This is a genomic window from Zoogloea sp. GW822-FHT05C07, from assembly GCF_058800215.1.
The window spans coordinates 204,752-231,121 of the sequence record NZ_CM179510.1 but is presented as its reverse complement, the minus strand read 5'-3'; the positions used below and the strand labels follow the sequence as shown (position 1 = coordinate 231,121).

At 65.5% G+C, this 26,370-nt stretch carries 29 protein-coding genes and 1 pseudogene; 10 read left to right on the top strand and 20 right to left on the bottom strand.

Going from position 1 to position 26,370, the window contains the following annotated elements:
• Both AC3QL2_RS01100 and AC3QL2_RS01095 read left to right on the top strand, forming a co-directional pair.
• Positions 1-456, top strand: coding sequence for a hypothetical protein (locus AC3QL2_RS01100; protein WP_493234225.1), 456 nt, complete (start codon positions 1-3; stop codon positions 454-456).
• Between the two features lie 45 nt (positions 457-501).
• On the top strand, positions 502-1,251 hold the full coding sequence (locus AC3QL2_RS01095; RefSeq protein ID WP_493234224.1) for a HesA/MoeB/ThiF family protein: 750 nt from the start codon (positions 502-504) through the stop codon (positions 1,249-1,251).
• Here the strand turns inward: AC3QL2_RS01095 and AC3QL2_RS01090 are convergent.
• From AC3QL2_RS01090 to AC3QL2_RS01050, 9 genes and pseudogenes are all read right to left on the bottom strand, one after another.
• Positions 1,243-2,220 (bottom strand): sterol desaturase family protein, encoded by a 978-nt coding sequence (locus AC3QL2_RS01090; RefSeq protein WP_493234320.1) that lies wholly within the window; start codon positions 2,218-2,220, stop codon positions 1,243-1,245. The genes AC3QL2_RS01095 and AC3QL2_RS01090 overlap by 9 nt on opposite strands.
• Entirely contained in the window at positions 2,220-2,966 is a 747-nt protein-coding gene (locus AC3QL2_RS01085) for a polysaccharide deacetylase family protein (RefSeq protein WP_493234223.1), read from the bottom strand. The genes AC3QL2_RS01090 and AC3QL2_RS01085 overlap by 1 nt, the downstream gene beginning before the upstream one ends.
• On the bottom strand, positions 2,966-3,925 hold the full coding sequence (locus AC3QL2_RS01080; protein ID WP_493234222.1) for a YVTN family beta-propeller repeat protein: 960 nt from the start codon (positions 3,923-3,925) through the stop codon (positions 2,966-2,968). The genes AC3QL2_RS01085 and AC3QL2_RS01080 overlap by 1 nt, the downstream gene beginning before the upstream one ends.
• Positions 3,926-4,031: 106 nt before the next feature.
• Positions 4,032-5,120, bottom strand: coding sequence for a bifunctional diaminohydroxyphosphoribosylaminopyrimidine deaminase/5-amino-6-(5-phosphoribosylamino)uracil reductase RibD (ribD, locus tag AC3QL2_RS01075; protein WP_493234221.1), 1,089 nt, complete (start codon positions 5,118-5,120; stop codon positions 4,032-4,034).
• A gap of 13 nt (positions 5,121-5,133) precedes the next feature.
• Entirely contained in the window at positions 5,134-5,613 is a 480-nt protein-coding gene (nrdR, locus tag AC3QL2_RS01070; RefSeq protein WP_079435855.1) for a transcriptional regulator NrdR, read from the bottom strand.
• A gap of 32 nt (positions 5,614-5,645) precedes the next feature.
• Positions 5,646-6,896, bottom strand: a complete 1,251-nt coding sequence (glyA, locus tag AC3QL2_RS01065; protein ID WP_493234220.1) for a serine hydroxymethyltransferase — start codon at positions 6,894-6,896, stop codon at positions 5,646-5,648.
• A gap of 93 nt (positions 6,897-6,989) precedes the next feature.
• Positions 6,990-7,754, bottom strand: coding sequence for a methyl-accepting chemotaxis protein (locus AC3QL2_RS01060; protein ID WP_493234319.1), 765 nt, complete (start codon positions 7,752-7,754; stop codon positions 6,990-6,992).
• Positions 7,755-7,913: 159 nt separating this feature from the next.
• Positions 7,914-8,858, bottom strand: a pseudogene (locus AC3QL2_RS01055) (Cache 3/Cache 2 fusion domain-containing protein); the annotation flags it as partial.
• Positions 8,859-9,133: 275 nt separating this feature from the next.
• Complete coding sequence (locus AC3QL2_RS01050; RefSeq protein ID WP_493234219.1) at positions 9,134-9,772, bottom strand: histidine phosphatase family protein; 639 nt, start codon at positions 9,770-9,772, stop codon at positions 9,134-9,136.
• Between the two features lie 203 nt (positions 9,773-9,975).
• Between AC3QL2_RS01050 and AC3QL2_RS01045 the strand changes: the two genes are divergently transcribed.
• On the top strand, positions 9,976-10,566 hold the full coding sequence (locus AC3QL2_RS01045; protein WP_493234218.1) for a TRAP transporter small permease subunit: 591 nt from the start codon (positions 9,976-9,978) through the stop codon (positions 10,564-10,566).
• The gene (locus AC3QL2_RS01040; RefSeq protein ID WP_493234318.1) at positions 10,563-12,071 is read left to right on the top strand and encodes a TRAP transporter large permease; all 1,509 of its coding nucleotides are present in this window, start codon (positions 10,563-10,565) and stop codon (positions 12,069-12,071) included. Before AC3QL2_RS01045 ends, AC3QL2_RS01040 begins: the two co-directional genes overlap by 4 nt.
• A 78-nt stretch (positions 12,072-12,149) precedes the next feature.
• Here AC3QL2_RS01040 and AC3QL2_RS01035 read toward each other — a convergent pair whose 3' ends face one another.
• From AC3QL2_RS01035 to AC3QL2_RS01015, 5 genes are read right to left on the bottom strand one after another with little or no spacing between them, the layout of a single operon-like run.
• Positions 12,150-13,445, bottom strand: a complete 1,296-nt coding sequence (locus tag AC3QL2_RS01035) for a dihydroorotase (RefSeq protein WP_493234217.1) — start codon at positions 13,443-13,445, stop codon at positions 12,150-12,152.
• 14 nt (positions 13,446-13,459) lie between these two features.
• Positions 13,460-14,419: an aspartate carbamoyltransferase catalytic subunit gene (locus AC3QL2_RS01030; protein WP_493234216.1), complete on the bottom strand. Its 960-nt coding sequence runs from the start codon at positions 14,417-14,419 to the stop codon at positions 13,460-13,462.
• A complete protein-coding gene (pyrR, locus tag AC3QL2_RS01025) occupies positions 14,412-14,912 on the bottom strand; it encodes a bifunctional pyr operon transcriptional regulator/uracil phosphoribosyltransferase PyrR (protein WP_493234215.1) in 501 nt (166 codons plus the stop codon). The genes AC3QL2_RS01030 and pyrR overlap by 8 nt, the downstream gene beginning before the upstream one ends.
• The gene (ruvX, locus tag AC3QL2_RS01020; RefSeq protein ID WP_493234214.1) at positions 14,899-15,327 is read right to left on the bottom strand and encodes a Holliday junction resolvase RuvX; all 429 of its coding nucleotides are present in this window, start codon (positions 15,325-15,327) and stop codon (positions 14,899-14,901) included. The genes pyrR and ruvX overlap by 14 nt, the downstream gene beginning before the upstream one ends.
• Positions 15,324-15,845 (bottom strand): YqgE/AlgH family protein, encoded by a 522-nt coding sequence (locus tag AC3QL2_RS01015; protein WP_493234317.1) that lies wholly within the window; start codon positions 15,843-15,845, stop codon positions 15,324-15,326. The genes ruvX and AC3QL2_RS01015 overlap by 4 nt, the downstream gene beginning before the upstream one ends.
• Positions 15,846-15,989: 144 nt before the next feature.
• Between AC3QL2_RS01015 and AC3QL2_RS01010 the strand changes: the two genes are divergently transcribed.
• The gene (locus AC3QL2_RS01010) at positions 15,990-17,423 is read left to right on the top strand and encodes a cryptochrome/photolyase family protein (RefSeq protein ID WP_493234213.1); all 1,434 of its coding nucleotides are present in this window, start codon (positions 15,990-15,992) and stop codon (positions 17,421-17,423) included.
• On the opposite strand, the gene AC3QL2_RS01005 is transcribed toward AC3QL2_RS01010, so the two are convergent.
• Genes AC3QL2_RS01005 through AC3QL2_RS00990 form a run of 4 tightly spaced genes read right to left on the bottom strand, consistent with a single transcriptional unit; the run spans position 17,420 to position 20,584 of the window.
• Positions 17,420-18,256 carry a class I SAM-dependent methyltransferase gene (locus AC3QL2_RS01005; protein WP_493234212.1) on the bottom strand — a complete coding sequence of 279 codons (837 nt, stop codon included), beginning with the start codon at positions 18,254-18,256 and terminating at the stop codon, positions 17,420-17,422. The genes AC3QL2_RS01010 and AC3QL2_RS01005 overlap by 4 nt on opposite strands.
• Positions 18,253-18,822, bottom strand: a complete 570-nt coding sequence (locus AC3QL2_RS01000) for a YqiA/YcfP family alpha/beta fold hydrolase (protein ID WP_493234211.1) — start codon at positions 18,820-18,822, stop codon at positions 18,253-18,255. The genes AC3QL2_RS01005 and AC3QL2_RS01000 overlap by 4 nt, the downstream gene beginning before the upstream one ends.
• On the bottom strand, positions 18,819-19,775 hold the full coding sequence (locus AC3QL2_RS00995; protein WP_493234210.1) for an alpha/beta hydrolase family protein: 957 nt from the start codon (positions 19,773-19,775) through the stop codon (positions 18,819-18,821). The genes AC3QL2_RS01000 and AC3QL2_RS00995 overlap by 4 nt, the downstream gene beginning before the upstream one ends.
• Entirely contained in the window at positions 19,760-20,584 is an 825-nt protein-coding gene (locus tag AC3QL2_RS00990) for an undecaprenyl-diphosphate phosphatase (protein ID WP_493234209.1), read from the bottom strand. Before AC3QL2_RS00990 ends, AC3QL2_RS00995 begins: the two co-directional genes overlap by 16 nt.
• 187 nt (positions 20,585-20,771) lie before the next feature.
• Here AC3QL2_RS00990 and AC3QL2_RS00985 point away from each other — a divergent pair, with 187 nt between their 5' ends.
• Complete coding sequence (locus AC3QL2_RS00985) at positions 20,772-21,986, top strand: HD-GYP domain-containing protein (RefSeq protein ID WP_493234208.1); 1,215 nt, start codon at positions 20,772-20,774, stop codon at positions 21,984-21,986.
• Between the two features lie 3 nt (positions 21,987-21,989).
• Here the strand turns inward: AC3QL2_RS00985 and AC3QL2_RS00980 are convergent, their stop codons facing one another.
• Positions 21,990-22,229 (bottom strand): DUF2789 domain-containing protein, encoded by a 240-nt coding sequence (locus AC3QL2_RS00980; RefSeq protein ID WP_493234207.1) that lies wholly within the window; start codon positions 22,227-22,229, stop codon positions 21,990-21,992.
• Between the two features lie 162 nt (positions 22,230-22,391).
• On the opposite strand from AC3QL2_RS00980, the gene AC3QL2_RS00975 reads away from it, so the two are divergent.
• From AC3QL2_RS00975 to AC3QL2_RS00965, 3 genes are all read left to right on the top strand, one after another.
• On the top strand, positions 22,392-22,733 hold the full coding sequence (locus tag AC3QL2_RS00975; protein ID WP_493234206.1) for a hypothetical protein: 342 nt from the start codon (positions 22,392-22,394) through the stop codon (positions 22,731-22,733).
• 183 nt (positions 22,734-22,916) lie between these two features.
• Positions 22,917-23,582 carry a response regulator gene (locus AC3QL2_RS00970; protein WP_493234205.1) on the top strand — a complete coding sequence of 222 codons (666 nt, stop codon included), beginning with the start codon at positions 22,917-22,919 and terminating at the stop codon, positions 23,580-23,582.
• Positions 23,579-24,988, top strand: a complete 1,410-nt coding sequence (locus tag AC3QL2_RS00965) for an ATP-binding protein (RefSeq protein ID WP_493234204.1) — start codon at positions 23,579-23,581, stop codon at positions 24,986-24,988. The genes AC3QL2_RS00970 and AC3QL2_RS00965 overlap by 4 nt, the downstream gene beginning before the upstream one ends.
• Positions 24,989-25,018: 30 nt before the next feature.
• Here AC3QL2_RS00965 and AC3QL2_RS00960 read toward each other — a convergent pair whose 3' ends face one another.
• Positions 25,019-25,462 (bottom strand): CBS domain-containing protein, encoded by a 444-nt coding sequence (locus tag AC3QL2_RS00960; protein ID WP_493234203.1) that lies wholly within the window; start codon positions 25,460-25,462, stop codon positions 25,019-25,021.
• A 406-nt stretch (positions 25,463-25,868) separates the two neighbouring features.
• On the opposite strand from AC3QL2_RS00960, the gene AC3QL2_RS00955 reads away from it, so the two are divergent.
• Positions 25,869-26,351: a hypothetical protein gene (locus AC3QL2_RS00955; RefSeq protein ID WP_493234202.1), complete on the top strand. Its 483-nt coding sequence runs from the start codon at positions 25,869-25,871 to the stop codon at positions 26,349-26,351.
• The last annotated feature ends 19 nt before the right edge of the window (positions 26,352-26,370 follow it).

The window sequence follows — 26,370 nt, the reverse complement described above, 5'->3', positions numbered from 1 at the left end:
ATGCGACGTGAGACTGCTTACAAGCTGGCCGGACGGAAGCATGGCAGTCCGGCGCCTTATGCTGCCACGGGCCTGGCGAAATGCCGGGAGATCCGCTTCAAGGATCTCCCGCCCGGTCAGGTAGCGCAGGCGCAACGATCGCTCGAAGTCCTGGCGGGAGTGAGGGTCGAGGCGGGGCGTGACGTGCTGTCGCTGATCGTGCATTACAACGTGCTCGATTACACCCTCGAGCGTCTCGAAAATGCACTGTCTGACGCTGGCTTCCATCTCGACCGCCCCTTGCTGGTCCGTCTGCACCGGGCGCTGATCTACTACGTGGAGGAGACCCAGGTGCATAACCTGCGCTCTCCGGAACGGCTGATCAAGCAGTCCCACGAGGTTTACATCCACGCCTACGCGGCTCATCCGCATGGCGACCACGACGACACGCCGCCGGATCTGCGCGATTTCAAATAATTCCGGGCCGTTCGCCCGGACGATCTCTTCCAATCCCATTCAGTCATGAACGACGAACAGCTGCTGCGCTATTCGCGCCATATCCTGCTCCCCCAGATCGGCATCGAAGGGCAGGATGCCATCGTTGCCGCCCGCGTGCTGGTTGTCGGCGCCGGGGGGCTGGGTTCTCCGGCCGCCATGTACCTGGCGGCAGCCGGTGTCGGAACCTTGGTGCTGGCGGATGGCGACACCGTTGATCTGACCAACCTGCAGCGCCAGATCCTGCACAGCCAGGAAGGTGTCGGACGGCTCAAGGTGGAGTCCGGCCGCGATACGCTGGCGCGCCTCAATCCGGAAGTCCGTGTCGTGCCCATTGGCCGGCGGCTCGAAGGGGCGGAGCTGGAAGTCGAGATTGCTGCGGCCGACCTGGTGCTCGACTGCTCCGACAACTTCGCTACCCGCCATGCCATCAACCGGGCCTGTGTGGCTCTCCGCAAGCCGCTGGTGTCCGGTGCTGCGGTGCGCTTCGATGGGCAGGTGTCAGTGTTTGATCTGCGCGCCGACGACAGTCCCTGCTACCACTGCCTGTTTCCAGAAGGGGAGGATGTGGAGGAGGTGCGCTGCGCGGTGATGGGGGTGTTTGCGCCGATCACCGGCATCGTCGGTGCGGTGCAGGCGGCGGAGGCGCTCAAGTTGCTGGTGGGCTGCGGCGAGACCCTGACGGGCCGCCTGTTGCTGCTCGACGCTCTGGCGATGGATTGGCGGACGATCCGGCTGGGCCGCGATCCGGGCTGCGCGGTTTGCGCGTCACGCTGAACGCCGGGTGTCGTTCCGCTTGAGCAGGGCTTTGGCGAACTGCTTCAGGCCCAGTTTCTGCTGTTGCCAGAAATTGTTGCGGGCGGCAATCTCGGTCGGCGTCTTTTCGTGGATGCCGGTCGGCGGGATGTCGTCCTGCAGGTAGAGGGTGCCGAACAGCATGTCCCACACCGGCAGCAGGATTGCGAAGTTGCAGCCGTAGCGGAAACGCGGGTCGGCAGGCAGGTCCAGCGCGTGGTGCCAGCGGTGGTAGAGCGGCCCGACGATCAGTCTTTCGCCCACGTGTCCGAAGCGGAGGCGGGTGTTGGTGTGGGAGAGGTTTTCCACCAGCCGCAGGGCGATCAGCAGGCCCAGGAAGTGGCCCGGCGGCACGCCGATCAGCAGAGACAGGCAGGCGAACCAGACGCCAGCGATCAGGTCGTCGAGCAGGTGGTTGCGCGAGTCCGTCCAGAAGGACATCTGCCGCTGGGAGTGGTGGATGCCGTGCAGTGCCCACCACCAGCGGCAGGTGTGCGACAGGCGGTGGCGCCAGTATTCGGCAAAGTCGAGGATCACCAGGTAGATCAGGAAACTGGCCAGCGGGTGGTAGTCGAGGGCAGGTAGCCAGTCTTCCAGCTGATGCGGAATGACGTCATGGAAGCGCAGCCAGCCTTCCAGTTCGCCGAAACCCGGAGCCAGCAGGATGAACACCGCGAGCGGAACGACGCCCAGGCGGTTGAGGATGGAGTAGAGCACGTCCACACGAACGGCGCCGCGTTCGGCCCACTTCTCGGCCGGCCACAGGGCCTCCAGCGGACGCAGCAGCACGAAGGCGGCGCCGAGCTCGATGGCGCCGAGAAGGACGAATTCGACGCCGTCAAAGCCCATTTCCGTGTAGCTCGCCAGGCCGACTGCGAACAGCAGTGGTTGTACCAGGGTGTCGAAAAGCCACCCCTGGGCGCTGACGAAAAAGTCCACCAGCCAGTCCATCACGGCGCGCTCACGGTGGCGAAGCAGAAGCCGCGGGCCTTGAGTCCGGCGATCAGCGGATCCAGCATCGGCGCAAAGGGATCCTTGCGCGACCAGATACCCAGGTGGGCAAGCAGGACATCCCCGTCCCTGATGTTGGCAAGCGCCCGTTTGAGCAGGGTTTCGTTGGGATAGGCGCCGGACGGCAGTTCGTCACCGAGGAAGCCGGCTGCCGACCAGCCCACATGCCGGTAGCCGCATTGCCTGGCCGCCTTCAGCGTGAGGGGCGTCGTATGGCCGCCGGGGGCGCGCCAGATCGGGTCGAAGTGGCGGCCGGTGAGTTCGGCGAAGCGTTTGTCCGGCTGCTTCACTTCCGCGCAGATCTGCGCGGCATCGAGCTTCTCGCGCTGCCCGTCCATCAACTGGTAAGCCACCCGGCCGTCGTCGAGATCCTTGCGGAACGTGCCGTGACGCCAGGTGTGGCTGCCAAAGGCGTGCCCTTCCGCCACGCGGGCTTTCCAGTACGGTGCCCAGGACGGGTCAAGGGCCATGTCGCCGCGGCTGGTCTTTTCCTGGGCGACGAAGAAGGTTGCCTTGATGTGGTGCTTCTGCAGGATTTCGGCAATCGGTTCCGCGTAGCGCATGTTGCCGGTGTCGAGCGTGAGGTAGACCGTGCCCTTGCAGGATGTCTCTCCGGCGGCGGCCGCTTGAGTCGCCAGGGGCGCAGTGGCGAGTGCCAGGGCCAGCAGTCGGCGCTGGATATGCATCACCGCCTCGCCGCGTGCTTGAGGAAGTACACGCCGTGGGGCGAGCGCCCGACAGGGATGGAGCGCGATACCGCCTTCTGCTGCAGGTCCAGGATCTGTACTTTGCGGGCGAAGCGCGCCGTGGCCCATAGCTCCTTGCCGTCGGCGCGGATCTCCATGTCGTCGGGGCCGCCCGGAACATCGTATTGTTCGACCTCGCTGAGGGTCTGCGTGTCCACCAGGGAAATGCTCCCCTTCATGCTGCGGTTGGACACGAAGACATGGCGCCCGTCGCCGCGGGCCAGGAAGTTGTGGGCGGCCTTGTCCGTGGTGATCTTCTTGACGGACTTGCGCGCCCGCCAGTCGATGACCTCCACATAATCGGCGCCCATGATCGCCACCAGCAGGTACTTGTCGTCGGGTGTCATGTAGATGCCGGCGGGGGTCGGGCCGACGCTCATCTTCCAGATCGGTTGCTGCGTCTTGAGGTCGATGGCGAGGATCTCATCGGATTCCTGCAGTGTGACGAAGACGTACTGGCTGGCCTTGTCGAAGGCCATGTGCGACGGTGTCTTGGCGGCTGGGACGCGGGCGACCAGGGAAAAGTCGGCGGCCTTGTAGAGATCGACCCGGTCCAGGCGCAGGGAGTTGGCGACGAACCACTTCTTGTCCGGCGAGAAGCCGAGCTGGTAGGGGTCGGAGATGTTCTTGACGCGCTTCTGTTCCTGGCCCGTGCGCGGGTCGAAGAAGACCAGTTCGTTGGAGATCGCACAGGCGACGATCACCGAACTGTCGTCCGGTGTCGCCATCAGGTGGTGGGGTTCCTTGCAGGCTGGGATACGGCCGGTTTCCTTGTAGCTGGCCGTGTCGATGAGGCTGATGTTCTCGTCCCCCGAGTTCAGCACGAGGGCAGTCTCTGCCCAGGAGGAAACCGCGAGGCAGGCGAGAATGACGGAGCCGATCAGGTGTGCGGGCTTCATGGAGCGGTCGTGTTGCAGATATGTGGAGTTAACGGCTCGAATGCTCGCGCGTTGACCGCTCCGACGAGTGTCGGTGTGATGAATTTTGTGTCTGAGAGGCGCCCGTTCAGACAGGGCGGGCGACGATCCTCAGATCCCGGCCGATCTGGCGAATGTCACGGAAAGCCAGTTCCCGCTTGTCGGCCAGGCTGCTCAGCGCCGGAAGGTTGAACAGGCCGCGGGCGTCGTCGCCGGCAAGGGCGGGCGCGAGGTAGAGGATCAACTCGTCCACGCAGTCTTCCCGCAGCAATGAGCCGTTGAGCTTGAAGCCGCTTTCCGCCAGCACCTCGTTGATGCCGCGGCGGCCGAGTTCGCTCATCAGCGCCGGCAGATCCACCTTCCCGCCGTTGTTCGGCAGGATCAGCACGTCGGCACCGCGGTGTTGCAGTGCGGCGATGCGCTCGGCGTCGTCGACAGCACCGGCCACCAGCACCCGGCCGCCATCGAGGATCTTGGCGTTGAGCGGTGTTTCCAGGCGCGCGTCCACGACGATGCGCAGGGGCTGGCGCTCGGTGGGGATGGCGCGGACGTTGAGTTGCGGATCGTCGTCGCGCACGGTGCCGATGCCGGTGAGCACCGCGCAGGAGCGGGCGCGCCAGCGGTGCGCGTCGCGGCGGGCGTCGTCGCCGGTGATCCATTGGGAGACGCCGTTGTTCAGTGCGGTTTTACCGTCCAGCGTGGCAGCCGCTTTCAGGCGCAGCCACGGGCGGCCGCGGGTCATGCGCGAGATGAAGCCGATGTTGAGTTCGCGGGCTTCGTTTTCCTGCACGCCGGAGACGGTGGGGATGCCGGCGTCGCGCAGGCGGGCCAGGCCGCGCCCGGCGACCAGCGGGTTCGGATCTTCCATTGCCGCCACGACGCGGGCCACGCCGGCCTTGATCAGCGCATCGGCGCAGGGGGGCGTGCGGCCGTGGTGGGAGCAGGGCTCCAGCGTGACGTAGGCGGTGGCGCCGCGAGCCTGCTCGCCGGCCATCGCGAGGGCGTGCACTTCCGCATGGGGCTCGCCGGCGCGCACGTGCCAGCCTTCGCCGACGATCGCGCCGTCACGCACGATGACGCAGCCGACGCGGGGATTCGGGGTGGTCGTGAACAGTCCGCGCTCGGCCAGTTCGAGGGCGCGGGCCATCCACCGGTAGTCGTCGGCGGTGGCGCTCATGGCGGTGGAACCTTCAGGAAACCTTGGGGGGGCGGCCGCGGGGCCGGGAGGTGACTTCGCGGATGACTTCCGAGAATTCGTCCACGTCGGCAAAGGCGCGGTAGACCGATGCGAAGCGGATGTAGGCGACCTTGTCGAGCTTCTTGAGCTCGCGCATCACCAGTTCGCCAATGCGTTCGGAGGCGATTTCCCGCTCTCCGGAAGACAGCAGCTTGGCCTCGATACGATCGACGGCGGCTTCGACGTTTTCGGCGGTGACGGGCCGCTTGCGCAGCGCCAGTTTCAGGCTGCCGAGGAGCTTGTCGCGGTTGAAGTCGGCACGGCTGCCGTTCTTCTTGACCACCTGCGGCATCTTGAGGTCGATGCGCTCGTAGGTGGTGAAGCGTTTGTCGCAGGACAGGCAGCGACGGCGGCGCCGTACGGTGTCACCGTCCTCGTTTTCACGGGTGTCGGTGACCTGCGTATTGTCGGCGCCGCAGAAGGGGCAATGCATGGGCTAATGCGCGTCCCTGTCGCTGGTGCAGCTTAGGCGCCGTACACCGGGAACTTGCGGCACAGTTCGGAAACCTTGGCGCGCACGTTCTCGATGGTGGCTTCGTCCTTCGGATTGTCGAGCACGTCGGCAATCAGGTGGGCGATGCGCTCGGCTTCGATCTCGGTGAAGCCACGGGTGGTCATCGCCGGCGAGCCGATGCGGATGCCGGAGGTGACGAAGGGCTTCTGCGGATCGTTGGGGATCGAGTTCTTGTTGACGGTGATGTGGGCGCTGCCAAGGACGGCTTCGGCTTCCTTGCCGGTGATGTTCTTGGACTGGAGGTCCACCAGGAACACGTGGCTTTCGGTACGGCCGGAGATGATGCGCAGGCCGCGTTCTTCACCGAGGACGCGGGCCATCACACGGGCATTGGCGATGACCTGTTCCTGGTACTGCTTGAACTCGGGGCCGGCAGCTTCCTTGAAGGCGACGGCCTTGGCGGCGATGACGTGCATCAGCGGGCCACCCTGCAGGCCCGGGAAGATGGCGGAGTTGATCGCCTTCTCGTGCTCGGCCTTCATCAGGATGATGCCGCCGCGGGGGCCGCGGAGGGTCTTGTGGGTGGTGGAGGTCACCACGTCGGCGTGGGGAACCGGGTTCGGGTAGTAGCCGGCGGCGATCAGGCCGGCGTAGTGGGCCATGTCCACCCAGAAGATGGCGCCGATTTCCTTGGCGACCTTGGCGAAGCGCTCGAAATCGATACGCAGCGCGTAGGCGGAGGCGCCGGCGATGATGATCTTCGGCTTGTGCTCGCGGGCCAGCGCTTCCATCTTGTCGTAGTCGATCTCTTCCTTCTCGTTGAGACCGTAGGCCACGACGTTGAACCACTTGCCGGACATGTTCAGCGGCATGCCGTGGGTCAGGTGGCCACCTTCGGCGAGGCTCATGCCCATGATGGTGTCGCCAGGCTTGGCGAAGGCCATCAGGACGGCCTGGTTGGCCTGGGAGCCGGAGTTCGGCTGGACGTTGGCGGCTTCGGCGCCGAACAGGGCCTTCAGGCGGTCGATGGCCAACTGCTCGGCCACGTCCACGTGCTCACAGCCACCGTAGTAACGCTTGCCCGGATAACCTTCCGCGTACTTGTTGGTGAGCTGGGAGCCCTGGGCTTCCATGACAGCTGCACTGACGTAGTTCTCGGAGGCGATCAGTTCGATGTGATCTTCCTGACGGCGGTTTTCGGCCTCAATGGCCTGCCAGAGTTCGGGGTCGACCTTGGCGAGGGTATTTTGCTTGGAAAACATGGCGATCCAGGTGGACTTGAGTCAAAAACGGAGTTTAACACGGCACCTCGGGCTTGCCGAAAGCTGCCGTGCCCATAATCGTGACTGATAAGTTCAGATTCGGAAGTGGCCGACTTTGGTTTCGAGGTCGGCGACCAGTTGTTCGAGGGTCGTCGTCTGCTCGTGGGTGCGGCGGGTGATCTGGTTGTTCTGCGCGGCCATCTGCGCGATGCGCTCGACGCCGTGGGCCACGTCCTGGCTCGAGGTGCTTTGGGCGCGGGTAGTGTCGGCGATATCGTTGACCGCGGCGGTGGTACGGACGCTCTCGCTGCGGATGGTCTCCAGCATGGCACCCGATTCGGTGGCAAGGCCGACGCCGTCGCGTACGCCCGCGGTGACGCCCTGGATCATCGTGACGACCCGCTGGGCTTCGCTCTGCACCTCGGTTACCGTCACCGAGATCTCGCGGGTCGAGTTGGCGGTGCGCTCGGCCAGCTTGCGAACCTCGTCGGCGACTACCGCGAAACCGCGGCCGCTCTCGCCGGCGCGGGCAGCCTCGATGGCGGCGTTAAGGGCAAGCAGGTTGGTCTGCTCGGCAATTTCGTTGATCAGTTTGCCGATGTTGGAGATCTGCGCCGAGCGCTCGGACAGTTGGCGGACCGCCACCGCGGCCTCATCGATTTCTCCGGCAATCCGCCCCATGCCTTCCACGACACTGCGCACACGGCCGCTCCCTTCGTCGGCATGAACCTGGGCCTGCTGCATCATGTCGCGGGCGACAGCGGCGCTATCGGAAACATGGGTGACACTGACGGCCAACTCCTCGATGGCCGTGGCGAGGCCGGCTGCGGCTTCGCTCTGCGCGGTGGTGCTATTCACCACTTCGTCCGAGCCCTGGCGCAAGGCACGGGCAGCGTTGCGAACCGCATTGCCGGTGCGCATCACGTCACCGATCAGCATTCCGACTTGGCGCGTGGTGGTGTCGAGGGAGTGCGCGATCAGGTCCAGCTCGTTGTGGCTGTCGGGAGGTGCGTCTGGGAAGCGCACGGTGAGGTCGCCTTGGCCGATGCGCCGGGTCGCGTCAAGAACCGCGTGGATGGGGGCGAGGCGGTTGCGGGTGATGAAGTAGAGCACCACCGCCAGCAGGAAGGCGCCGCCGATGCACAGCGCGATCAGGGTGTTGCGCAGGCTGCGGGCTTCGACGGTGAATTCGTCGATGAAGCTGCCGGTGGCGACGATCCAGCCCCAGGACGGCGCCGTCTCGAAGACCACCATTTTCGGATCGGTCTCGGGGCCGCCCGGGGTGCGTGACCACTTGTAGGTCATCGCGCCCTGCTTGCGGCGGATCTGCTCGTCGACGATGCGCGTCAGGGTCGGGTTGTTGATTTCGCCGATCTGCCGGCCGCCGAGGCTCGGGTGATAGACCAGTTCGCTCTTGGCCGTGTCGTCGGCGGGGGCCAGCACGTAGGCGTAGCCGCTGCTGCCGGACTTGACCTCGGCGAGGGCCTTGAACAGGCGCTCCATGTCGCCGCTGATGTCCACGCGGGTGGACAAGGCGCCGACGACCTTGCCGGCACCGTCGGTCAGCGGTTCGATGGCCGAGATGTAGTACTTGCCGCTGCGCTTGACCACGCCGGCGTAGCTCTTGCCCGCCAGCAGGGCGGCGCTCTCCTTGCTGTTGGGGGCCAGGGCGCTGCCTTCGGCGCTGCTGCCGTCCTTGTTCTTCAGCAGCGTGGCGGCGCGCACGAAGTCGTCCCCGGAGCGCAGCAGCAGGGCGGGGTCGGCGTCGATCTGCTGGCGCAGGGACTCGAGCAGCGCGATGTTGCCGTTGAGCGTGCGCTCGTTGGCATGCACCACGGGCACGTCGTAGTTGCCGGCCTTGACTGTCTCCGGGCCGATGCGCAGCGTGCCGAGGGCTGTCTTGAGGCGGTTGGCGCCGCGGCTGGCGTGGGCGATCGCGTTGTCATGGCTCAGTTCGAGCATGCGGACGATGCCTGTGACCTGATGGGTGAGCTCGTCCTCTGTCTTGGCCAACGCGGCGTTCTCGGCGAAATAGGTCGTGAACGCGATCAGTGCGCCGAATATGATCAGGCTGACCAGTGCCGCGGCGAGGGACAGTTGATGGACGAGAGACTGGCGGTTGAATCTAAGCATGACGGGACTCCTGCCGGTTCGCGCCCCGGACGGGCTGCGTGCTCGTCCGGGGCATCGGCGGAGTCCCGGGAAACTTTAGGGTTTCCGATGCCGAAGTGCTGAAATCAGGCGTTGTTGAGTTCGTCCAGTGCGCTGTCCAGGTGGCGTTGCTCGCCCCAGGAGATCAGCGACCAGCTGTTGCCGTCGTGGCCGATCCAGTTGAGGGCGGCATTCGGGATGGTGAAGTCCCGCGGGGTTTCCAGCGGCTTGCCGGCTGCCAGGCGGTGGGCGATGTCGAGCACGCCGCCGTGGGTGACGACCAGCACCGTGCCGCCGCGGTGGGCGTCGGCAATGGCGTTCAGCCTGTCGTGGATGCGGCGCGCGAATTCCCGCAGGCTCTCGCCGCCTTCGGGGAAGGCGAAGTCCGGATCGCGGGTCTCGAAGCGGTGGTATTCGGCGGGAAAGCGCTCGCGGGCTTCATCGTAGGTCAGGGCCTGGAAGATGCCGTAGTGACGCTCGCGCAGCCCGGCGTCGAGGGTCAGGTCGAGGCCGTTGCGGGTGGTGACGGCCTCGGCGGTCTGGCGGGCGCGGGTGAGGTCGGAGCTGTAGGCGGCGTCGAAGCGCTCGCCGGCCAGGCTGGCGGCGGTGGCCTTGGCCTGGATCAGGCCATGATCGTTGAGGGGGATGTCGATGTGGCCTTGAAGGCGGCGCTCGGTGTTCCAGGGCGTCTCGCCGTGGCGAACCAGGCAGATACGTGTAGACATTGCTGCGGTGCGGGAGAGGGTGAACGGAAAGCCGAGTATCTCACGTCGTGGCAGGGTGCTGCGCTGCACACCTGCCGGTCGCGACACAGGCGGCGTGTTGCCGGCACGTGAGCGCAGAGCCAATCTCGCCGATAATCCGGAGCCAAAGAACATGGGCTGCGCCCTGCGGGCGTGCCTTCAATACGTTAAAGGAGACGCGGGACGTGCACGCCCTGCTCAAGTTTTCACGCCTCATCGATGCGCTCACCGAGCGGGTCGGCAAGGCAGCGACCTGGCTGGTGCTGGTCGTCACCCTCGTCAGTGCCGGCAATGCCTTTGTGCGCTACCTGTTCAATTTCAGCTCCAACGGTCTGTTGGAGATCCAGTGGTATCTGTTCTCGGCAGTGTTCCTGTTGTGCGGCGGTTACACGTTGCTGAAGAACGAGCACGTGCGCATCGACGTGGTGGCGGGGAGGTTTTCACCGCAGGTACAGGCGTGTATCGACATCGTCGGGACCGTGTTCTTCATGGCGCCGATGGCGGTGGCGGTGGTCTATCTGTCGTGGCCGATCTTCGTCGAGTCCTACCGGGTTGGCGAACAGTCGTCGAACGCCGGCGGGCTGCTGGTGTGGCCGGTGCGGGCGCTGGTGCCGGTGGGCTTCGCGCTGCTGGTGCTGCAGGGTGTCTCCGAGCTCATCAAGCGGGTGGCCTTTCTGCAGGGGCTTATCGGTGATCCGAACGCCAGGCCACCGGCGGTCACGCCCGAAAGCGAGCTGGCGCAGGCCATCGAGGCACAGCGCGGGGGGCGGACCTGATGGCGTTCATCGCTGCCAACATGGCGCCCCTGATGTTCGGGGCACTGATTCTGTTCCTGCTGTTCGGCTACCCGGTGGCCTTCGCGCTGGCCGCCAACGGCATCGTTTTCGGCCTGCTCGGGATCGAGCTGGGGCTGCTCACGCCATCCCTGTTCCAGGCGCTGCCGGACCGGATCTTTGGGGTGATGTCCAACGACACCCTGCTGGCGATCCCGTTCTTCACCTTCATGGGTCTGATCCTCGAACGTTCGGGCATGGCCGAGGACTTGCTCGACACCATCGGCCAGCTGTTCGGGCCGGTGCGTGGGGGCCTGGCCTTTGCGGTGATCTTCGTCGGTGCGATCCTCGCTGCGACAACCGGCGTGGTGGCGGCTTCGGTGATCTCGATGGGGCTGATCTCCCTGCCGATCATGATGCGCTACGGCTACGATGAACGGCTGGCATCCGGCGTGATCGCCGCGTCAGGCACGCTGGCCCAGATCATCCCGCCATCCCTGGTGTTGATTGTGATGGCCGACCAGCTGGGCCGCCCTGTGGGCGACATGTACCAGGGCGCGCTGATTCCAGGGCTGTTGCTGACGGCCTTCTATGCGGCTTACGTGGCGCTGGTGGCGATCTTTCGCCCAAGTTATGCGCCGGCCTTGCCGGTGGCAGCGCGTACGCTGCACGGCACGCGCCTGTTGTTGCGGGTGCTGACGACGCTGGTGCCGCCCTTGCTGCTGATCTTCCTGGTGCTCGGCACGATCTTCCTCGGCGTTGCTACGCCGACCGAGGGCGGTGCGATGGGGGCCTTCGGCGCACTGGTGCTGGCCGTACTGCGGCGGCGTCTCGGCATCCCTTTGCTGCGCCAGGCGATGGAAAGCACAGCCAAGCTAACCACCTTCGTGGTCTTCATCCTGGTTGGCGCACGGGTGTTCTCACTGACCTTCTACGGCGTGGAAGGTCATCTGTGGGTTGAGCACCTGCTTACGGCATTGCCAGGCGGGCAGGTCGGCTTCCTGATCGCGGTGAACCTGCTGATCTTCGTACTGGCCTTCTTCCTCGACTTCTTCGAGCTGTCCTTCATCATCGTGCCGCTGCTGGCGCCGGTGGCGGAGAAGCTCGGCATCGACCTGATCTGGTTCGGCGTACTGCTGGGCGTGAACATGCAGACCTCGTTCATGCACCCGCCTTTCGGCTTTGCGTTGTTCTTCCTGCGTTCCGTCGCGCCGCCGTCGATCAAGACCGCGCACATCTACTGGGGCGCGGTGCCCTTCGTGCTGATCCAGATCCTCATGGTGGCGTTGGTCATCCTGTTCCCGCAGCTGGTGACGATGGGCTTGGAGAAGCACGACAAGGTCGATATCGACCGGATCGAGATCATCGTGCCGACCGACGGCATGCCGGGCGACGCGCCGGTGCAGTTCGACGACGCGCCGGCGGAGCAGAACGGGATTCCGTTGCCGGCGGACGACCAGGAGGCGGTGCGGGCGATCGAGAAGGCCTTGCGCGGCGAGCTGAAGTAGCGGCAATCCAGCGGCCGGAAACGACAACGGCGCCCGCGGGCGCCGTTGTCGTTGGAGCGGAGTCGTTGCCGACCGGCCTCAGTTCCGGCTGTACTGGCTGGCGTCGTACATCAGCGTGCCTTCGACGAAGGTGTAGCGCATCTTGCCGGGCAGCTCGAGGCCAAGGAAGGGCGTGTTCTTGCCCTGGCTCTTGAGCATGCTGCGGGTGATCAGCTGATGGGCGTCGGCGTCGAAGATGCACACGTCGGCACGGGCACCGACGGACAGGTGGCCGCCCTTGGCGATGCCGGCGATCCTGGCGGCTTCCGAGGTGATGCGCGCCAGCGCGTCGATCAGTGGCAGTTGGTGTTCCTGGGCCCACTTGAGGGTCAGCGGCAGCAGCAGTTCGAGGCCGGTGGTGCCGGGTTCGGATTCGCTGAACGGCGTCTGCTTGGCGTCGTCGTCCACCGGGGTGTGGTCCGAACAGATCGCGTTGATGCGGCCGTCGGCCAGTGCCCGGGCCAGTGCGATGCGGTCGCGCTGGCCGCGGAACGGAGGCACCACGTGGCAGTGGGGGTTGAAGTAGCCGATGTCCAGGTCGCTCAGGTGCAGGTGGTGGGCGGCCACGTCGCAGGTCACGTCCACGCCGTCGGCACGGGCCTTCTCGATCAGGTCGAGGCTCTCGGCACAGGACACGCGGGTGATGTGCAGACGGGCGCCGGTCTGGCGGGCCAGGCGTAGGTAGGTGTACAGCGCGACGATCTCGGCGCTGGCCGGGATGCCGGGCAGGCCCAGGCGGGACGCGACCTCGCCGTCGTGGGCGACGCCACCCTTCGACAGGTAGGGATCCATCGGCTGCAGCCACACGCGGAAGCCGAAGGTGGCGGCGTACTGCATCGCGCGGCCCAGCACGCGGGTGTCGAGGATGGGCACGTTGGCCTGGCTGAAGGCCACGCAGCCGGCTTCCACCAGTTCGGCCATCTCGGACAGTTGTTCGCCCTTGAGGCCAATGGTCAGCGCGCCGACCGGGTAGACGTGGGCGCGGTTGAGCTTCTTGGCCCGGTAGCACAGCATCTCGACGAGGCCGGGTTCGTCCAGCACCGGGTCGGTGTCGGGCGGGATGGCCAGGCTGGTGATCCCGCCGGCCATCGCGGCGTCCATTTCGGATTCCAGCGTGGCCTTGTATTCGAAGCCAGGCTCACGCAGGCGGGCAGCCAGATCGATGAGGCCGGGGGCGACGACGTAGCCGCTGGCGTCGATGGTCCGGGCGGCGGTGAAACCTTCAGGCGCGGTGCCGACGCCAACGATCTTGCCGTCGGCGATGAAGAGGTCCTGGAGGGCGTCGATCTTGTTGGCCGGATCGATCAGGCGGCCATTCTTGATATGGATGGTCATCGTGGGAATCCGGTTCAGTGGCTGCCGAGCATGCTCATCACGGCCATGCGGACCGCGATGCCGAAGGTGACCTGGGGCAGGATCACGGCCTGGCCGCCGTCGGCAACGGCGGAGTCGATCTCGACGCCACGGTTCATCGGGCCCGGGTGCATCACGATGGCGTCGGGCTTGGCCAGCGCCAGCTTGTCGGCGGTGAGGCCCCAGACCTTGAAGAATTCCTGCGGGCTGGGCAGCAGTGCGCCGTTCATGCGTTCGTTCTGTAGGCGCAGCATCATCACCACGTCCACGCCCTTGAGGCCTTCTTCCATGCTGTGGCAGACGCGCACGCCCATCTTCTCGACATCGGTCGGGAGCAGGGTCTTGGGGCCGATGACGCGCACTTCGGGCACGCCGAGGGTGGTCAACGCAGCGATCTGGGAGCGGGCCACGCGGGAGTGCAACACGTCGCCGACGATGGCGACGGTGAGGTTGTGGAATTCCTTCTTGTAGTGCCGGATCGTGTACATGTCCAGCAGGCCCTGGGTCGGGTGCGCGTGGCGACCGTCGCCGGCATTGACCACGTGGATGTGGTCGCGGCCGGTGTTCTCCAGGTGCTGGGCGATCAGGTAGGGCGCGCCACTGGATTCGTGGCGCACCACGAACATGTCGGCCTGCATCGCACAAAGGTTGTCCACGGTGTCGAGCAGGGTTTCGCCCTTTTTGGTGGACGAGGTCGACACGTTGAGGTTGATGACGTCGGCGGACAGGCGCTTGGCGGCAATCTCGAAGGTGGTGCGGGTGCGCGTGCTGTTCTCGAAGAACAGGTTGAAGACGCTCTTGCCGCGCAGCAGCGGGAGCTTCTTGACCTCGCGCTCGGCCACCTCGGTGAACGGGGCTGCGGTGTCCAGGATCTGGGTGATGATGCCGCGGGGCAGGCCGTCGAGGGTCAGCAGGTGCTGCAGCTCGCCGTGCTTGTTGAGTTGGGGATTACGCATGGATCAGCCTCAGGGTGAGGGCGCCGGAGTCGTCGCGCTCAAGTTGGAGGTTTTGCCCGGCCGGCAGGGGTTCCGGCAGGGTCAGGGCACAAAAGCTCGCGGCGATGGGCAGTTCGCGTCCGCCGCGATCGACGAGCACGGCCAGGTCCACGTGGGACGGGCGGCCGTAGTCGAACAGTTCATTGAGGGCCGCGCGGGTGGTGCGGCCGGTGTACAACACGTCATCGACGATGACGATGTGGGTGCCTTCCACATCGAAGGGGATCTTGGAGCCCTGGGGCTGCGGGTGCAGACCCTTGGCGGAGTAATCGTCCCGGTAGAAGCTCACGTCGATGCTGCCCAGTGGCTGGGACAGGCCCAGCAGCGCGTGCAGGCGCTCGGCCAGCCACACGCCGCCGGTGTGGATGCCGACCAGGCAGGTGGCGGGGGAGACGTGGGGGCGCATCGATTCGGCCAGCGCGCCGATGAGCTGTTCGGCTTCAGGAAGCTGCATGTTTGGCACTTTCGAAGTACTGGAGCAGGATGATCTGGGCGGCTGCGGAATCCAGTCGCGGCTTTTGCTTGCGCCAGCCGTGGTGGCCGGCTTCGGAAAGGAGCTCTTCCGCTTCGGCGGAGGACAGGCGTTCGTCCACCAGGGCCACGGGCAGGCCGTAGCGGCCATGGAGCTGGTTGGCGAAGCGGCGGCAGCGGGCCGTCATGGCGTGCTCGGAGCCGTCCAGGTGAGTCGGCAGGCCAACGACCAGGGAGGCAGGCTTCCATTCGGCCAGCAGTTTTTCGATGGCGGAAAAACGGACGGCGTTAGCCTCCTCGGCGATCGCGGTGAGCGGATGGGCGTGGCTGGTTTCCGTCTCTCCCACTGCCACCCCGATGCGTGCGAGGCCAAAATCAAAGCAGAGGACAGTACTCACGCGTGACCGGCAGTGTCGGATAGTTGGGCGAAATCGATGCCGAGCAACTGCATGGCGGCGGCCAGGCGTTCCTCGGGGGGCAGGTCGAAGACGATGCTCAGGTCGGCCGGCACGGTGAGCCAGGCGTTTTGTGCGAGTTCGTGCTCGAGCTGTCCGGCGGACCAGCCGGCGTAACCGAGGGCGACCAGCACTTCGGCGGGCTCGCCGTCGGCAGCCAGGGACTGCAGCACGTCGCGGGAGCTGGTGATGCCGATGTCGTCGCTGACCTTCAGCGTCGAGTGCCATTTGCCGGCCGGACGATGCAACACGAAGCCGCGGTCGGACTGCACGGGGCCGCCGAAATAGACCGGCAGATCGGCAAAGTCCGGTTGCTCGAACGGGATGTCGATGCGTTCGAACAGCGTGGCCAGGCGCATGTCGGTCGGCCGGTTGACGATGACGCCCATCGCGCCGTTTTCGTTGTGCTCGGCGATGTAGGTGAGCGTGCGCGTGAAGTTCGGATCGGCCATGGCAGGCATGGCGATCAGAAAATGATCGGTGAGGTTGATGGTCGTCGTAGTCACGGGCGTATTTTAAGCCGAGGTCGGGGATGTGGGGGGATTATGGCGGCAAATTTGAGGCATGCTTCGGCCTCCGTGCATCCCGTGCCCCGAGTTCCGTCCATGTCTTCCGCTCTCGTCTGGTTCCGCCGCGATCTGCGCGACTTCGACCATGCCGCGCTGTACCACGCACTGAAGCACCACGACCAGGTTTTCTGCGCCTTCGTCTTCGATTCCGACATTCTCGACCGACTGCCGGGCCGCTGCGACCGGCGAGTGGAGTTCATCCACGCCAGCGTCGTCGAACTGGATGCCGCGCTGCGTGCCCGCGGCGGCGGCCTGATCGTCCGTCATGGGTCGGCGAAGGAGCTGATTCCGGCCTTGGCGGCCTCCCTCGGCGTAGGCACGGTGTGCACGAACCGGGATTACGAGCCGGCGGCGATTGCGCGTGACGGGGAGGTGGCCGAACGCCTGCGCGTGCTGGACATCGGCTTCGCCGATTTCAAGGACCAGGTGATCTTCGAGAAGCGTGAGGTGCTGACCCAGGGCAACTCGCCGTTCTCGGTGTTCACGCCTTATAGGCGAGCCTGGCTGAAGACGCTGACGCCATTCCATCTCAAGGCCTATCCGGTCGAAAAGTACGCCGCGCGGCTTGCGCCGTTGCCGGCCGGCGAGATGATGCCGAGCCTGGCCGGGCTGGGCTTCGACAAGACCAATCTGCATGAGCTGGGCATCACGCCCGGCATGGGCGGCGGCCGGCGCCTGTTCGATGACTTCCTGAAGCGCATCGGTCGCTACAAGGCGAAGCGTGATTTTCCGGCACAGAAGGGCGTGTCCTACCTGTCGGTGCATCTGCGTTTCGGTACGGTGTCGATCCGCGAACTGGCGCGGGCGGCCGTCGAACTGGGTGGCGAGGGGGCGGACACCTGGCTGTCGGAGCTGATCTGGCGGGACTTCTACTTCCAGATCCTGTGGCATCACCCACATGTGGTGAACGCCAGCTTCCGGCCGGAATACGACCAGGTGCGCTGGGACGACAAGCCGGAGTGGTTCGCAGTCTGGTGCGAGGGGCGGACCGGCTATCCGATCGTCGACGCGGCGATACGCCAAATTCTGCACAGCGGCTTCATGCACAACCGCCTGCGGATGATCGTCGCGTCCTTCCTGACCAAGGACCTGGGCATCGACTGGCGGCGCGGGGAGGCCTTCTTCGCCGAGCATCTCAACGATTTCGACCTGGCCGCCAACAACGGCGGTTGGCAGTGGGCGGCGTCCACCGGTTGCGATGCGCAGCCCTGGTTCCGAATCTTCAATCCGGTTACTCAATCAGAGAAGTTTGATCCCGACGGGGCCTTCATCCGCCGCTACCTGCCGGAGCTGGCCAAGGTGCCGGCCAAGTTCATCCACGCGCCGTGGACGATGCCGCCGATCGACCAGCAGCTGGCCGGCTGCGTGATCGGGAAGGACTATCCGGCTCCCATCGTGGATCACGCCCAGGCGCGGGAGCGCACGCTGGCGCGCTTTGGCGTGGTGAAGGGAAACCCGGACGAGGCCTAGCGGCGGGCGCAGGCGACGAGGACGGTGCTCTCCAGCGTGTAGCCGTCGGCGTCGCAATGGGGGGCGAGTTCGTCGGCGACGGCGTCCTGTAGGCGCTGTCGTGTTCCATCGGGCAGCCGTGACAGGGCTTCCGCGGCGCCGCCGGCCAGGTCGAGGAAGGCCTGCCAGTAGGTGGCTGCGCTGTCGAAATGGCAGGTGACGGGACAGGCTTCGATACGGATGTCGGAGAAGCCGGCCTGCGCTAGCAGGGCGTTCAGCGCCTCAGGGGCACCGAGACGGAATACCGAGGGGCGTTCAACCTTCGGGGCCGGCAGGAGGCGGGCGATGCAGTCCTGGGCGCAGCGGATCAGGGGCACGTCCTGCCGTAGCCCCCACACGGACAGGGCCAGGCGTCCGCCGGGTTTCAGGACGCGTCGGATCTCTGTCAGGGCCAGCGCCGGGTCCGGGAAGATGAAAAGGCCGAGGCCCAGCAGCGTCACGTCGAAGCTGTGGTCGGCAAAGCTCAGGTGTTCGGCGTCGCAGGCTGCAGCGATCAGATCGGAAAGGCCTTCATCGGCTGCGCGGCGCAGGCCTTCGGCCAGCATGCCTTCGGCGATGTCGCTGGCCAGTACCCAGCCGCCGGGCGCGACGTGGCGTGCGGCGTCCCGGGCCAGCAGGCCAGGGCCGGCGGCCAGGTCTAGGACGTGTTCGCCGGGGCGTAGCGCGGCGAGATCGAGCAGCGCCTGCTGCAGCCCGGCCCGTAGTGGCGCGCCATCGGCGTAGCGCCCCGCGATGCGGTTGAAGCCACTGCGTTCGAGAGCCTTGAAACGGCGGGCGTCGAAGCTGCCAGTCATGGCAGCAGCCCGGCGAATTGCAGGATCGGGTCGAGGTAGTCGTCCCAGCGTGTGAAACTGTGATCGCCGCCTTCCAGCACCGTTTGCCGGCTGCCGGCGTAGCGGGTTACCGCGTGGCGGTAGTCGAGGACTTCATCACCGGTTTCCACCATCAGCCAGTAGCGTTCCGGGCGCGTAATCACGGGGACTTCGATGGCCCGCAGTTCGTTGATGTGGACCTGGGTGAAATCGAAGGTTCCCCCGGTGTACATATGGGTCTGCGGCCCCAGGTAGGCGGACAGGGACAGGGGCGCGATGACTGCCGGGTTGATCAGTACCGCCTGCAGGCCGTGCTTCTCTGCGAGGTAGGTGGCGTAGTAGCCACCGAGGGAGCTGCCGACGAGCGTCGGCGTGCTGGTGCAGCGGGCGATCCGGGCGTCGACCAGCGCAATGGCGTCATGGGCAGATACCGGTAGCTGTTCGCACCAGAAGGCGTCGGTCAGGCCATGTTCTGCTACGCGGGCGCGCAGGCTGCGGGCCTTCCAGGATTCGGGGCCGGAACGGAAACCATGGAGGTAGATGATCATTTGTATTCGAAGCGGTCGTCGCCGCGCAGTTGGTGCGGCAGCGCTGTGGTGAGCCAGCCGCGGGCCTCATCGTCTCCGGCCAGATAAGCCTGCCAGAACGCGGTGGAGGCGGCCAGCAGCGCGTGCTGGAACGGGGCAGGCTCGCGGCGGAGACGGAATACGGCGCCCTCGGCTGCGCTGGCTTGCCCGGCGAAATCCAGGTGGTTGCCACCGGCGAAGACAAGCAGGTATTTGTCGCCGGCGGGCATGTGGCGGTAGGGCAGCTCGCGGTTGGCAGCCGTGATGTCGGACAGGCCCATGCCGTCGTCGCGGCTGCCGGTGATACTGAAGAAGGGCAGGTGGACGCTGCCGAAACGGTGGTCGAGGCTGGGGCCCTGGTCCGAAAAGCGGGCCGAAGGGCTGAGGGCGAGGACCGCCCGCACGCGTGGATCGAGGGTGACGGACGGATGCTGCGGGCGGCGCTCGCCGGCCAGCAGCTGGACCGTGACCGCGCCGAAGGAGTGGCCCGACAGGCCGATGCCCTGAACGTCCGCAATGGCGGCCAGCGCAGCATCACGGCCGATGCGGGACAGGACGAAACGGATGTCCTCCGCGCGGCGGGCGAGTTCTTCGGGGTTCATCGCCGCTTTCAGCGCGTGACGCAGGCCGAGGGGCGAATTGTTGCGCAGCAGGCTCGCGTCGCTGCCGGGGTGCTGCACGGCGAGGGCTGCAAAGCCCTGACCGCTCCAGTGGGCCAGCCAGTCGGCCCCGCCGTCGCGGGAGCCGCCGAGCCCGTGGGAAAACAGGATCAAGCCCCGCGGTGCCCGGCCTTCGGGCAGGTACAACTTGAGCGGCAGCGTGCGGGCACGACGGGTGTCGTGGAGGTCCAGCAGCTGCTTGCAAACCTGCCAGGGACCGACGGTGGCCCGGTCTTCAGGCGCTCCGTCGGTGGCGTCGATTACTGGGCCGTCCATTCCACGAGGCCGAAATGCCAGGTCGCAAGCACGATGATGCCGAAGGCGATGCGATACCACGCGAACGGCACGAAGTCGTGACTGGAGATGTAGCGCAGCAGCCAGCGCACGCAGAAAAAGGCCGACGCGAAGGCCGCGATGAAGCCGACGATCCACATGCTGATATCGTCGGCGCTGAGCAGGGCCCGCTCTTTGTAGAGCTCGTAGACCGTGGCGACGCCGAGGGTCGGGATGGCCAGGAAGAAGGAGAATTCGGTCGCTGCCTTGCGGGACAGGCCGAACAGCATGCCGCCAATGATCGTCGAGCCCGAGCGGGAGGTGCCAGGGATCAGCGCGAAAGCCTGGGCGATACCCATCTTGAGAGCGTCGAGGGGGCGCATGTCGTCCACCGTCTCGATGCGGATGCGGTGGTTGCGGCGCTCGGCCCACAGGATCACGAAGGCACCGACGATGAAGGCCGTGGCCACTGGCAGCGGGGCGAATAGAACGGCTTTGATCTTCTTGCCGAAAGCCAGCCCGAGAATGGCCAGCGGCAGGAAGGCGATGAACAGATTGAGAACCAGCCGGTTGGCCTCGCGCTGACGGCCCAGGCCGGCGAAAGTGCTGATGATGCGCTCACGGAATTCCCACACGACGGCCAGGATGGCGCCGGACTGGATGACGATTTCAAACAGTTTGCCCCGGTCGTCATTGAAGTCGAGCAGATCACCGGCCAGAATCAGGTGGCCGGTGCTGGAGATCGGCAGAAACTCGGTGAGGCCTTCGACCACGCCGAGGATCAGGGCCTTGAGAAGCAGGATGATGTCCATGAACGATTGACTGTAAGCGGCTTAGGGAGTCGGGATTATAGCGTTTGTATATCTTGTGCTTTGCAGCACGGGAGCATGGAATTCATCACGATCGGTATCGAGATGCCTGAGTTGGGAAGTGACGATTGCGGCCTTTTGTGAGAACCTGCATTTAAAACGAAAAAAACGTTAAATTTGTTTAATTCGAATGCTAAAGAAAATCTCCGTCAGTCGCCTTAAAGCCGGAATGTTCGTCCATGAACTATGCGGGGACTGGATGTCCCATCCATTCTGGCGCGCCCAGTTCCTGCTCAAGGGCGAGGACTTGCAGCGCATCGTCGAAGCGGGCATCCAGCACGTTTACATCGATAATGCCCGTGGCCTCGACGACACTGAGGCCGTAGCCGCATCGGAGGTTCAGGCGGCGGTCGAGCAGGAGCTTCAGGCCGTGCTCGCGATGCCCGACGATCATGTGCTGCGGGTGTCGGTGCATGAGGAAATGGCCCGCGCGCGCAAGGTGCATGAGCAGGCCCACAAGGTCGTGCGCACGATGATGCGCGATGTGCGCCTGGGACGGGCGGTGTCGCTGGAGGATGCCGAGCCGGTCGTCGAGGCGATTACGGGCTCCGTGCTGCGCAACAGCGGGGCGCTGCTCGGCCTGATCGGCATCAAGAATAAGGACGACTACACCTTCCTGCACTCGGTCAGCGTGTGTACGTTGATGATCGCCTTTGGTCGTTCGCTGGGCTTGAGCGGTGACGAATTGCGCCAGGGCGGAATTGGTGGTCTGCTCCATGACATCGGCAAGATGCGGGTGCCGGATGCGGTGCTGAACAAGCCAGGACGACTGACGGATGCCGAGTTCGACATGATCAAGCGCCATCCGGGCGACGGCCACGCGGTGCTGCTGGAAACGCCGGGCATCGGCCCGGTGCCGTTGGACATCACGCGCCATCACCACGAGCGCCTGGATGGACATGGCTACCCGGACAAACTGTCCGGCGATGCGATTTCGACGATGGCGCGGATGGCGGCGATCGTCGATGTCTACGATGCGATCACCGCTGACCGCTGCTACCACAAGGGGCTGCCGGCGGCCGAGGCGCTGCGCAAGATGTGGGAGTGGAGCGCCGACCACTTCGACCAGAAACTGCTGCAGGCTTTCATGCGCTGCGTCGGCATCTATCCGGTGGGCAGCCTGGTGCGCCTGGAGTCGGGGCGGCTTGGCGTGGTGATCGAGCAGAACGAAGGCAGCCTGTTGACGCCGCGGGTACGGATCTTCTTTTCGACCCGCTCGAACGGCTATACCAAGCCTGAAGTGATCGACCTGTCCCGTCGGCCGGGAAATGTGGACCGGATCGTGTCTGCAGAAACGCCGGAGAAGTGGGGCGTCGATCCCCGGCGCTTCCTGTTGCAGGAATAGGCTTCAGCCGGCGGCGCGCAGCTGGACGTCGAGGGTGTCGATCACGGCGCTCCAGTCAGCGTCCTCGGCAATCTCGTTTTTCAGGAAGGCCGCCTGAACGGGCGACCAGAACGGTGCCTCGCTCAAGGGGACATCGTGGGGCAGCGGTGAGTGGGCCGCAATGAAAGCATCGATGGCGCTGCTTTCACTGGGGAGCCCAAGCTGGGCGAACAGGCTGGCGATGTTGTGGACGTGCGATTCCATGACGATCTCCCTGCGTTTGTGGTTGGGGTTCTCATTGGTCCAATCGTGACGCCGCAGGTTCCCTCCCCGGCGTCGCTCCGTGTCTGATGGCTGAAACCCGTTGATGCCGTTTGGGACTCCCGTATCATGCGGGCGGTATTCAATTTCCCTATGAGGTTCAGCTTGAAAACCCTGGCAACCCTGATGATCCTTGCCGGCCTGGCCGGCTCTGCTGAGGCCTGTGGCCGCTACCACGATGACTGGGGCGGCAGCGACAAGGCTGCGCATTTGGGCGTATCCGCGGCGCTTGGTGTCGGTGCGTCGCGGCTGTCGTCCGATCCGTGGACGGCCTTCGGCCTGGCGTTGGTCCCTGGCGTCGCCAAGGAGATCTACGATTCCCAGCAGGATTGCAACCGTTTTTCGTGGAAGGATCTGGCCTGGGACGCGGTCGGTGCGTATGTCGGTGTGCGTGCCGGCAACTGGGTGCTCGGGCCGACCGGTGCGTCTTATCGCCTCAGCTTCTGAGAGATCGGCGCGATAAGGATTTCCTAAGGGAAGCCCATTAGAGTGGTCACGGACTCCGCTGGAGGACGTGATCGCCGGGACGTGTGCCGACTTGTGCGACCCTGTCCAGCCGCAGGAGAGGGATGTCCTCTGCTGCGGTTGTTTTCGTTTTCAAGTTGCCTGTGTTTGAAGGGGCCGCATCGGATGCGTGTTCTGCTGGTTGAGGATGACCGCCTGCTGGGCGACGGCGTGAAGGCCGGGCTCACGGGCGCCGGCTTCGTGGTGGACTGGGTCCGCGATGGGGAGGCGGCGCTGGCCGCACTGGGCTGCGAGAGCTTTGCCGCGGTCTTGCTCGATCTCGGTCTGCCACGCAAGGACGGTGTGGCCGTGCTGGCGACGCTGCGTGCCGCCGGCAATCCTGTGCCCGTGCTGGTGCTGACGGCCCGCGACCAGGTGGCGGACAAGGTCCGGGCCCTCGATCAGGGGGCGGACGATTACGTCGTCAAGCCCTTCGATCTGGATGAGCTGGCGGCTCGCCTGCGGGCACTGGTCCGGCGTTCCCAGGGGCGGGCGGACGCCTGCCTGCGCCATGGCGAGCTGACGCTCGATCCGGCCGCCCGGACGGTGACGCTGAAGGGCGAGCCGGTGCTGCTGACCGGCAAGGAGTTCGAACTGCTGCGCATGCTGCTAGATGGGGCGGGGCGGGTGCTGACCCGGCGGGTCCTCGACGAACAGCTTTATGCGTGGGGCGAGGCGGTGGAAAGCAACGCGCTCGAGGTGCACATCCACCACCTGCGCCGCAAGCTCGGCAGCGAGCTGATCCGCACCGTCCGCGGCGTGGGCTACATGGTGGATGAGGCGCCGCGGTGACGGCGGCCCGCTCCGTCTATTCCCTGCGCCGCCGCCTGGTGGCGATGCTGATCATCGCCGTCGCGGTCTTGTGGAGCCTGTCGGCGGTGGTGGCCTTCCGCATTGCCCACGAGGAGGCCGACGAACTCTTCGATGCCCAGCTCATGCAGGTGGCGGAGACTCTGCTGGCCATCGTGGCGGCCGGACAGTCGCCCCAGGTCGCCCAGGAAATGGCTGAGCACCAGCATGCCTATCAGTTGCCGGTGGCCTTCCAGGCCCTGATGCACGATGACAAGGGCCACTGGCAATTGCTGGTGCGCTCTGCGGAGATGCCGGAGCAGCCCGTGACTCTGCAGACCGGGTTCGATGAGCATGAACTGGGTGGCGAGCTGTGGCGCTTCGTCACCATCGACCATGGACACAGCCCCTATCGGGTGATTGTCGGCCAGAACCATAGCGCGCGCTATCGCCTGGCCGGTGAGGTGGCCCTGCACCTGTTGCTGCCGATCCTGTTCGGGCTGCCGCTGATCGCCGTTGCGATCTGGGCGGTGGTGAGCCGCGCGCTGCGGCCGGTACAGGCCGTCGCCACGGCGGTGGGCGGGCTGGATGCGCGCCGGCTCGTGCCGGTGCGGGTCGACGGGGCGCTGCCGGAGGAAATCGCACCGCTGGTCGGTTCGCTCGATGCGTTGGTGTCTCGGGTGACCGAGGCGCTCGACCATGAGCGGCGCTTCACCGCGGATGCCGCCCATGAGCTGCGCACCCCGCTGGCGGCCGTCAAGATTCAGGCCCAGGTGGCGCGCAGGGCGACGGACGAGGGCGTCCGTTCCCACGCGCTGGACCAGGTCCTGTCGGGAGTCGAGCGCATGACTCACTTGGTGGAGCAGTTGTTGACGCTGGCACGCCTGGACCCGGAAGGGCGAGGTGTGGCGGACGGCCCGGTGGACCTGGTAGAGCTCGCCGAGATGGTGTGTTCCATCCTGACGCCACAGGCTTTGCGCCGCGGGCAGAGTCTGGCGCTCGAGCCGGGCCGTGGCCTGGTCGTTGGCGGCAACCGCTGGTGGCTGGAGGTGCTGATACGGAACCTGGTGGATAACGCGCTGCGCTATTCACCCGAAGGGGGAAGCGTCGTCGTGCAGGTCGACGCCGATTCGGCCGCGCTGCGAATTGCCGACAATGGCCCGGGCATCGTGCCGGAGTTACGTGAGCAGATGCTGACCCGCTTTGCACGGGGCGCCGGCAATGATGCGGACGGCTGCGGGCTGGGCCTGTCCATTGTCGCCCGCATTGTCGAGATTGCCGGTGCCAGGCTGGACTTCGAGCCTGGCCTGTCACGGGAAGGCGGATACGGGTTGGCCGTCGTGGTGCGCTTTCCTGCGGCGTTGACCTTGCCAGGTGAGTTGCCCGATGAGGGGCGGGGCGGGCCTTGAGCCGGTTACCCCGGGCCCGCAGACGGGGTTTCAGGTGGCCAGATCACCGGCGATATAGCCGGCCAGGTGGTTGATGGTGGCTTGCTGCTGTTCCATCACCGACTTAACGGCGTCGCCGATACTGATGATGCCGACCACCTTGCCGTGATCCACCACCGGCAGGTGGCGCACGTGGTTGTTGGTGATGATGCACATGCATTCATCCACCGTATGGGTGAGGGACACGGTGAGCACGTTGGGCGTCATCAGGTCGCCGACCTTGGTGTCCTTGGAGGCCAGGCCCTTGAGCACGACCTTCCGGGCGTAGTCGCGTTCGGTGAAGATGCCCGCCAGCCGCTCGCCTTCCATGACCAGCACCGCACTCACGTTACGCTCGGCCATCAGGTGGAGGGCCTGCAGCACGGTGGTATCGGGCGTTACCGCGTGGCAGGCGGCGCCCTTGGTCTGAAGAATCTGTTGAACCGTTGCAGCCATTGTCTTGAACCCTCCTTATTGTTCGTCTCCTCAGGGCCTGCAGCCCCCTGCTGCAGGCTAGTCAGAGTGTATAGCTTGGGTGGAAGAGCGCAAGAGTGCAAGCCACTGTGCGGCGCATTTGAGGTGTCTGGGCGAGTGCCTGGCTTTAACCGCGGCGTCTTGCGGACGGCTTCTGACTTCGTCGGTATCGGGACTTCGCCGCGGGAGGGGCGGGCGACAATCGTGACGCCCGTGGTCTGAGCCCTGATCCGCACCAGGTCTTGATCTCCATGGCGTGAGCCAGTTCACGTTGGGTTGTGAAAAATGCCTGAGTGCGTTGCCAACCGTGATCTTTTGGGTACTGCTCATTTCGGACACTGCTTACTCTTGAAACATCGGAGTGAATGCGGTTGGACTGAGGTGCGCCATGCTCATCGTATCGATTTGTGGATTTGGGGTTTTCGCGCTGGCCGTCATTGCCGCCCAGACCTGGCGCGAGCGGAAGGCCGAGCAGAGGCGCCTGGCCGAGGAATGGGAAACGTTGCTGACGCGGATGTTCACCGCCCAGGCCATGGGGCAGCACCGGCTCGTGCGCGAGCAGATCCTGCACTCCTGCAGAGGGCTCGATCAGGGATTGGTTCCGGAGGATGCAGTGCCGCATCTGAAGGCCCGCCTGGCCAGCCTGCTCGTGCAGGATCCGGTGTATCCGGCGGTGCTGCAGGAAATCCGGCTGGCCTGCACGGCGCAGCTGGAGGTGAGCGAATTCGGCCTGGCGGTGAACCTGCGCGAATTCCTCATTGAGGACATCCGTCAGTGCCTGCTCCTTGCGGAAGCCTTTGGGCAAGTCAAGCGCCGGGAGGACTCCGGCGAGGCTCGCGTGGCGGCGAATTTCCACCACGCGGCAACTTGACGGGAAGGAAGGCTGTCCT